At 69.8% G+C, this 8,068-nt stretch carries 4 protein-coding genes; 2 read left to right on the forward strand and 2 right to left on the reverse strand.

Going from position 1 to position 8,068, the window contains the following annotated elements:
- Positions 1-45: 45 nt before the first annotated feature.
- Positions 46-693: a ParA family protein gene (locus tag ACQR1H_RS28740; RefSeq protein WP_316182726.1), complete on the forward strand. Its 648-nt coding sequence runs from the start codon at positions 46-48 to the stop codon at positions 691-693.
- Positions 690-1,271, forward strand: coding sequence for a hypothetical protein (locus ACQR1H_RS28745; RefSeq protein ID WP_434885973.1), 582 nt, complete (start codon positions 690-692; stop codon positions 1,269-1,271). The genes ACQR1H_RS28740 and ACQR1H_RS28745 overlap by 4 nt, the downstream gene beginning before the upstream one ends.
- A 3-nt stretch (positions 1,272-1,274) precedes the next feature.
- On the opposite strand, the gene ACQR1H_RS28750 is transcribed toward ACQR1H_RS28745, so the two are convergent.
- On the reverse strand, positions 1,275-2,498 hold the full coding sequence (locus ACQR1H_RS28750; protein WP_315804974.1) for a trans-sulfuration enzyme family protein: 1,224 nt from the start codon (positions 2,496-2,498) through the stop codon (positions 1,275-1,277).
- The gene (locus ACQR1H_RS28755; protein ID WP_434908564.1) at positions 2,491-8,055 is read right to left on the reverse strand and encodes a type I polyketide synthase; all 5,565 of its coding nucleotides are present in this window, start codon (positions 8,053-8,055) and stop codon (positions 2,491-2,493) included. Before ACQR1H_RS28755 ends, ACQR1H_RS28750 begins: the two co-directional genes overlap by 8 nt.
- Between the last annotated feature and the right edge of the window lie 13 nt (positions 8,056-8,068).

Here is an 8,068-nt window from a genome sequence, read left to right on the forward strand (position 1 = left end):
ATGCTCCTATCCTGATACGCGCATGGGCTCCCGGGGTGAGCTGACATGACTAATCGGATCATCACGCTGGCCACGCTGAAGGGTGGGAGCGGCAAGAGTACGGTCGCGACCTGCCTGGCGGTGCATTGGCACCTCGCCGGGCGCAGGGTGGTGCTGGTCGATGCCGATCCGCAGCGATCGGTGGTGCGGCTCGCCGAGCGGGAGCGTGCGCTCGCCGGCCTGCGCGTCGTCGAGGATGCCACCGAAGGCGTTTGGCGCACCGCCAAGGAGCTCGCAAAATCGGCGCTGGTGATCATCGACACGCCGGGGTTCCGCACGCCCTCGACGCTCGGCGCCTTGGCCGCGGCCGATCTCGTGATCGTTCCGGTGAAGCCGTCGCCGCTGGATGTCGATGCCATGCTCGACACGCTTGCGATCCTGGTCAACGGCATCAAGGGCTGGCGGCCGCTGTTCCGCTGCCTGCTGACGCAGACGACGCGGGAGTCGGTGATCGCCAAGCACATTCGCGTGGAGATCATGAAGGCCGGTTTTCCGCTGCTCGACAGCGAGATGCAGAACCGCGTCGCCTATCCGGAAGCCGCGCTGTATGGCGCCACGCCGGATCTGATCGACGAGGGGGGGCGCGCGGCGCAGGACATCGCGGCGATCGCCGACGAGATCGATCGTCTGTTCCTCCACGAGGCCGCGGCATGAGCCGCAAGCTGCCGAAGGCGGTCGGCCGGACCATGGGGGAGATGCGCGGCACCGGCGCTGCTGATGGCGACGACGCGCAGGTCGCCGAGGGCAAGAGCGTGAAGGCCAAGGCGGCGCCTGCGGATGCCGGTTCGGACGCGGTCGACGAGGTGATCGCGCCGGCGCTGGTGCCCGGCGTGTCGTCGGCGGTCGTGCCGTCGCACCGGCAGCGCGGCCAGCTGATCGTCGAGCGCTATGCCGCCTATGCCGCCGCGGGTGGGCTGATCCCGATTCCCTTCGCCGGCCCCGTCGGGGTCGGGCTGATCGTGCTGCATATGCTGAAGAAGCTCGCCGAGGAGTACAGCGTGCCGTTCCAATACGATCAGGCGCGCCCGATCGTTGCCAGCCTGATGGCGGCTGCGGCGCCTGTGGTGGCGGGCGGCCTGACCACGGCGGCGCTGAGTCGTGTGGTGCCCGGCGCCAACCTGTACGGGATCGCGGTGTTCTCGCTGACGGCGATGACCACCACGCGCGTGCTCGGCGGCATCTTCCTCGATCATTTCGAGCAGGGCGGCAGCCTTGCCGACCTCGGCGCGTGACCGCTACGCGTCTCCATCGAGTGCGCGCGACCAGTCGGCGATCAGATCGGCAGCCTCCTCGAGGCCGGTCGAGAGCCGCACCCAGAATTCATCCGCCGGCTGTTTGGCGAACTGCCGCGGCGGCGGCTCCAGGATCGGCAGCACGAGGCTCTCGGCGCCGCCCCAGCCGAAGCCGAGCCGGCTCAGAGCGAGGCGGTTGATGGCGGCGATGACGTCGTCGCGGGCCTCGGCGGCGAAGGCGATCGTCAGCAGTCCGGCTGCGCTCCTGCAGTCGCGCCGCCACAGCTCGTGCCCCGGCGCGCCAGGCAGTGCCGGGCACAGCACGCGGCGCACGTCCGCGCGTGCGGCGAACCAGCGGCCGAGCTCGATCGTGGTGCGCAGCTGGCGCTCGCCGCGCAATGGCAGGCTGCGCAGGCCGCGCAGCGCCAGATACGATTCCAGCGCGCCGGGTACGTGCCCGAGCTGTACGGCGATGTCCTTCAGCCGCGCGGCATGGCGATGCGAGGTGACGAGGGCGCCGAGCATCAGGTCGGCATGGCCCGCCGCCTGCTTGCCGAGCGACACCACGACCACGTCGACACCGTGCTCGAACGGCCGGAACGCGCCGAACGCGCCCCAGCTGTTGTCGAGAATGGTGATGACGCCGTGCGATCGCGCCGCAGCCGCGATGGCGGGTACGTCCTGCATCTCCAGCGACAGCGAGCCCGGCGATTCCATATAGACCGCGCAGGTCCCCGGCCGCAGCAGCCGGGCGATGTCGGCGCCGGCGGCCGGATCGTAGAACTCGATCTCGACGCCAAGGCCGCGCAGCACGGTCTCGCAGAACCGGCGGGTGCTCGACGCGACGGTGTCGGCGACGAGGAGATGCTGGCCGGCGCGGGCGAAGGCGATCAGGGCCGCGGTCACCGCGGCGCTGCCGCTCGACACCAGGATGGCGCGTTCGCCGAGCTCGAGCTGGGCGACCGCCGTCTCGATCCTGCTGACGGCGGGCGTGCCCATGCCGCCATAGAAGAACACGTCGAACGGATTGGCCTCGGCTTCGTGCAGGGTCTCGACAGTGTCGAAGAACACCGTCGAGGCCGGCTGGATCGCGGGCTGCGGAGTCTGCCGCTCTGCGGTTGCTTGAACGGCACGGGTGGACAGATGGAGCTGTGGTCCGCAAGGCTGATCCGGCATCCCGGTCCCGGTCCGCGACGGGCTCAGTCTGATGGCATTGTTGTCAGTCACGGCCGGTGCCCTCCGCAGCGAGCATGTCGATCAGCGCATCGAGTTCGTCCTCCGACAGGGCATCGAGCTCGCCGTCGGACAGGATTGGCGTGTCGCCTGCCGGAACGGGCTCGGCGGAAGGCGCATCCGCCCGCATCGTTTCGAGATGCGATGCGAGCAGCCGCGGTGTCGGATGGTCGAAGATCACGGTGGCCGGCAGGCGGATGCCGGTGCGGCCCTGCAGGCGGTTGCGCAGGTCGAGGCCGCTCAGGGAGTCCAGGCCAAGCTCCGCGAAGCGCCGGTCGGGATCGATGCCATCGCCTGCATCACGCCCGAGCGACCGGGCGAGATCGGCCAGGACCCCGGCAAGCAGCGTCTCATCCGAAGGACGTGGCTCCGCAATCTCCGTCCGAGCCTTTGCTGGAACGTGCCGCTCGCGGCCGGCACGCAGCTCCGCGAGTTGAGGCGCCGCCGGGCGGCGCTCCAGGAAGCGATCGACGTCGAGCGGCACCACGCCGATCTGCGCCGGATTGGCTTTCAGGATGCGCCAGAGCGCGTCGAGACCTTGCGCGGTGCGGATCCCGCCGATGCCGAGGCGCTGCAGATTGCCTTGATGGTCGTGTTCGGCCACGACGCCGGTCTCCGACCAGGCGCCCCAGTTGATGCTGATTGCGGCAAGCCCACGCGCACGCCGATGGGCGGCCAGCGCATCGAGCCAGGCATTGGCGGCCGCATGGCTGGCCTGTCCGGCCGAGCCGAGCAGCGATGCGGCGGAGGAGAACAGTACGAAGCAGCCGAGGTCATGCTGCGCAAACAGCCGATGCAGCACCAACGCGCCGGCCACTTTGGGATCGAACGCCAGGGCCAGCCGCCCCGGCGACTGTTCAGTCAACAGCGCATCGTCGAGCACGCCGGCCGCGTGAAACACGCCGCGGATGGGGACGTCGGCGGGCAATGAAGAGAGCACCGACTGCATTGCATGCTCGCTCGCGACGTCGGCCACCAGCGCATGGATCTGGATTCCCGCGGCGCTCCAGCCTGCGAGACGCCGCGCAATGGTCTCATCGGGCGGGCGGCGACCAAGCAGCGCGATGTTGCGCGCCCCCTTCGCGATCAGCGCTTCCGCGAGCGCCAGGCCAAGACCGCCATAGCCGCCGGTGATCAGCTGGATGCCGTCGAACGAAAGTGTGGCGGGCGAACCCTCGGTCCGCTTCGGCGGGGCTGGCGCAATCCGCGGCACGAAACGGCGCCCGTTGCGGACCGCCTGAAGCGTTTCGCCCTCGTCGCAATCGAGCGCGGCCAGCAGATCGGCGCTGGTCGTGCTGGCGTCGATATCGATCAGTCGTGCGGCCAGATTCGGCAGCTCGAGCGCTGCCACTTTCATCAGCCCCGGCAGCGAGGCTGCGACCAGACCATCGACCTGGTCGCCCGGTGATGCAGCGATCGCACCGCGGGTCAGGATGCTGACGCGCGCGGGCGAGGACAGGCTTGCAGCAAGCTGCAAGGTGGCGAGACTGCGCGCCGTCGTGTCGAGGATCGCCGCGCGCATGGTTTCGACTGCGACGTCGGGAGCGCCGGCCGCATCCAGCGCCGTGCAGTCGACAACGTGAACGCGGCCCGTCGCTTCGGCCGCACGGCGATGCAGCTCGGGTGGTTGCAGCAGGCTGCATTGCGCGCCGGCTTCGGCCAGCACCTGCGCCAGCCGTGCCGCCTCACCTCCCTCGTCGGCCACGAGAAGCCATTCGCTTTCGGCAACGACATGGCCGGCGCGCGCGAGGATGACGGTCTGACCGAACGGCTCTGCGCCAAGCAGCGGTGAGATCTCGTCGAAGCCGTGTCGTGTGAGCATCCGGACCCAGCCGGCGATGTCGAGCAAAGCATGGCCGGTCTTGCGCCGGTCGTCATCGAAGCGCCACCAGCCGTCGGTCATGCCGAAGGTCAGATCGAGCCAGCGCTGCGGCGTCACCGCTTCGACGAGCACCAGCAGACCGCCAGGCGCCAGCAACTGGCGCGCGTGGGCGAGCGTGACGGCAAGGTCTCGCGTCGCATGCAGCACGTTGGCGGCGACCACGATGTCGAAGCTTCGCAGCGTGAGACCCTGGCTCGCTGGCTCCGCTTCGATATCGAGACGCTTCGTCTCGATCTGCTCGCCGAAGCGGTCGCGTGCATCGGTCAGGAACACGGTGCCGATGTCGGTGAACACGTAGCGTGTGGCATCTCTGGGCAGCGCATCGAGCACGGCGGCCGTGGTCGCTCCGGTTCCGGCACCGATCTCCAGGACCTGGATCTGACCGGGGGCTGCCTGTTCGGCCCAGGACGCCAGCGCCTGCTTCAGCAGCGTGTTCATACAGCGCGTCGGCAACGGCTCAGAATAGAGCTCGGCGAGCTGGCGCGGATCGCCGGCGGGCGACAGCAATTCGAGCGGATCGAGCTTGCCGGTGAGCACCTCGTGCAGCCGGGGTCCGCAACGCGACAGCAGCCGCCACTCGGCGGCGATCGAGATGTCGGGCAAATTGGCGGGCGCGCGCGGCGGCAGCGGCCGGTCGAGCCGATCGACAAAGCCGGTGGATATCGTGGCGATGAGGCCGGCCTCCGCCAACATCGACAGCATGCGCGCGAGCAGGGCGCGCTGGTTCAAAGCAATGCCGAAGCGCACCGCGATCGTCTCCACCGAGCCGTCGAGCGCGAGGTGACGGCGCCAGCCGAGCGCATGGAGCGCGCCGGCGGCATAGCAAAGGCTGACCTCATCGAGCAGCCGTTGGCCGTCGCGATAGGCGACGTAGGCCGGCGTTGCCGCGAGACGTTCGCCTGTCGCGGCAACCGATGCCGCGATCTTGCGGACGGCGGGCCGGTGCAGCCGCTGCGCGCGCCAATGCTCGGCGATGAAACAGGCGTCGGGCGCGGCATCCGCGTGGGCCAGCCAGTCGGCCGGCATGGCGCGCGCTTCGAAGCCTTCGATCACGAGCCGCGTATCGCCCGTGTCCGAGAGCAGGCGCAGGTCGGCGGTGACGCTGTCGGCATCGCGGCGCGTCAGGCGCATGTGCCACCAGCCGGTCGCCTGGTCCGGACCACCCGTCCATCGCAGGCCGGCGCAACGCACCGGGACGATCGGCGCATTGTAGTCGTCGCCGAGCGCCGCGAGCAGCAATTGAAAGCCCGCATCGATCAAGCCAGGATGCAGCGGACCTGCTTCATCCGCGGTGAGATGATCGAGTGGCGCGCAGCGCGCCAGGGCCTGGTCTCGGCCGCGCCAGACCTGCTGCAGATGGCGAAAGCGCGGGCCGAGCGCGATCCCGAACCGGCGGGCGCGCGCATAGAGCGCGACGACATCGAGCGCGTCGGGGCAAGCGCCGCGGAGCGCAGCGAGATCGCTCGCGGGCGCAGCCCCGCTGACGTCCTGCAAGCGCGCTGTCAGGCACCGCCGCCATGCCGACTCATTAGCGGCACGGCCCATCAGTTTGAGCTGGCCGCCATCGGCATCGCCATCAGTGACGGCGATTTCCACCTCCACGTCAGCGCCACGCGGCAGCGTGAGGGGCTGTGGCAGCCTGATGTCGCTGAGGCCGCTGACGCCGAGGCGCATGGCCGCCTCGCGGGCGGCCGCAATCCATACGGCGCCGGCGACAACGATCGCGCCCTGCACCTCGTGATCGTCAAGCAGCGGCTGCAGCGAAGGGCCAAGCCGGAAATGAAACAAGGTCGCGTCGAGCGCGGCCGAGCGGACGAGAGCGCCGATCGAAGAGCGGGGCGCGCCGCTTGCGAGGTCGAACCAATAACGCTGCCGCTGGAACGCCGTGGTGGCGACATCGCGCTTGCGCCAGCTCTGCCGCGGCCAGAGCATCGACCAGTCGACGCTGCGGCCAGCGAGAAACGCCGCAGCGGCGGCGTGGCGGTCGGTTGTTCGTTCGCCGTCGCCACTCACGCTGCGAGCGACCGCGGAAGCGGCCTGCGAGGTGGCGTCACCGCGTGCAAAGGCGCGTAGCTGCCGCGCGAACTCGCTGGGCTCGGATGCGATAGCCGTGAGGCGATGCCCGAACGCGCCGCGGCAGGTCGCGGCGGTCGCACAATAATCGCGGAGCTCGGCCGCCGGCAATGCGTCCAGCAGACCCGCGTGCTGCTCGGCCTGCTCGCGCAGCGCCGCGGCGGACTTTGCCGAGATCACCAGCAGCTCGTCGCCGCAAGGCGCCGGAATGGCCGGCACATCCGCGGGCACGGGCACCTCGATGACGAGATGGGCGTTGGTGCCGGAGAAGCCGAAGGCGCTGACGGCGGCGACGCGTCGGCCCGGCGGCAAGGGCGTCGGCTTGCGCGGCACTGCAAGCCGGTAGTGATCCCAGTCGATGTTCGGATTGGGTGTCTCGAAGTGCAGATGCGGCGGCACGATGCCGTTCCGCAGACTGAGAAGGGTCTTCATCAGCCCGGCAACGCCGGCCGCGGCTTCCAGATGCCCGAAATTGGTCTTCAGCGATCCAACAAGCAGCGGCTCGTTGCGCTCGGTGGCATAGACACGGCCGATCGCCCGCAGCTCGATGGGATCGCCGAGCGGCGTGCCGGTGCCATGAGCCTCGACATAGGCAACGTCGGACGCAGCGAGGCACGCGCGGCCGAGTGCTTCGCGCATGACGGCTTCCTGCGCGGCTCCGCTCGGCACGGTCAGGCCGCCGCTGGCGCCGTCCTGGTTGACGGCGCTGCCTCTGATGATGCCGAGGATGGTGTCGCCGTCGGCCTCGGCATCGGCGAGACGCTTCAGCACCACGACGCCGCAGCCCTCGCCACGGACATAGCCGTCGGCGCCGGCGTCGAAGGTGCGGCAGCGCCCGCGCGGCGACAGCATGTGCGCCTTGGAGAAGGCGATGCTTGGGACCGGGCTGAGGATCAACCCGACGCCGCCGGCGAGCGCAAGGCTGCATTCGTTCTGCTGCAGGCTGCGGCAGGCCTGGTGGATCGCGACCAGCGACGACGAGCAGGCGGTGTCGATGGTCATGCTCGGGCCGGTGAGGCCGAGGACGTAAGACAGGCGGCCGGCGGCCACGCTGAGCACCGTGCCGCTGACGTGATAGGGCCCGACCTTCTCGCGATCCTCGGGCGCCGCCTGCAGCGTTGCGTAGTCGAAAGTGCCGAGACCCACGAACACGCCGGCAGGGCTGCCGTAGAGCGCGGTCGGATCCTGGTTGGCGCGCTCCAGCGCCTCCCAGCTCACCTCAAGCAGCACACGCTGCTGCGGATCCATGGCATGGGCTTCGCGCGGCGCGATGTTGAAGAAGTCGGCATCGAAGCGATCGACGCCTGCGCAGAATGCGCCGTGGCGCGCGGTCATGTGCCCCGGCGTGGCGGGATCCGGATCGACGAGGCGGGCGTTGTCCCAGCGATCCCGGGGCGTCTCGGTCACTGCGTCACGTCCATTGGCGAGACTGTCCCACAGCTCCGCGGGCGTACCGGCGCCGGGCAGGCGGCAGGCCATGCCGACAATCGCGATCGGCGCCGGCGTCTTGAGGCGCGCGATCTCCGCCTCGAGGCGGCGGATCGTCAGCAGCGCCTGCTTGATGAGGGACGGGTCCTTGGGCTCTGGACTGCTCATGACCATCGCTACG

This window comes from Bradyrhizobium sp. HKCCYLRH2015, from assembly GCF_051168215.1.
Lineage (GTDB): Bacteria > Pseudomonadota > Alphaproteobacteria > Rhizobiales > Xanthobacteraceae > Bradyrhizobium.

What these genes read in the sequence shown, in the direction of transcription:
- ACQR1H_RS28745 (WP_434885973.1), top strand. Translation starts at nt 690, where the DNA reads ATGAGCCGCAAGCTGCCGAAGGCGGTCGGCCGGACCATGGGGGAGATG.
- ACQR1H_RS28740 (WP_316182726.1), top strand. Translation starts at nt 46, where the DNA reads ATGACTAATCGGATCATCACGCTGGCCACGCTGAAGGGTGGGAGCGGC.
- ACQR1H_RS28755 (WP_434908564.1), bottom strand. Translation starts at nt 8,055, where the DNA reads ATGAGCAGTCCAGAGCCCAAGGACCCGTCCCTCATCAAGCAGGCGCTG.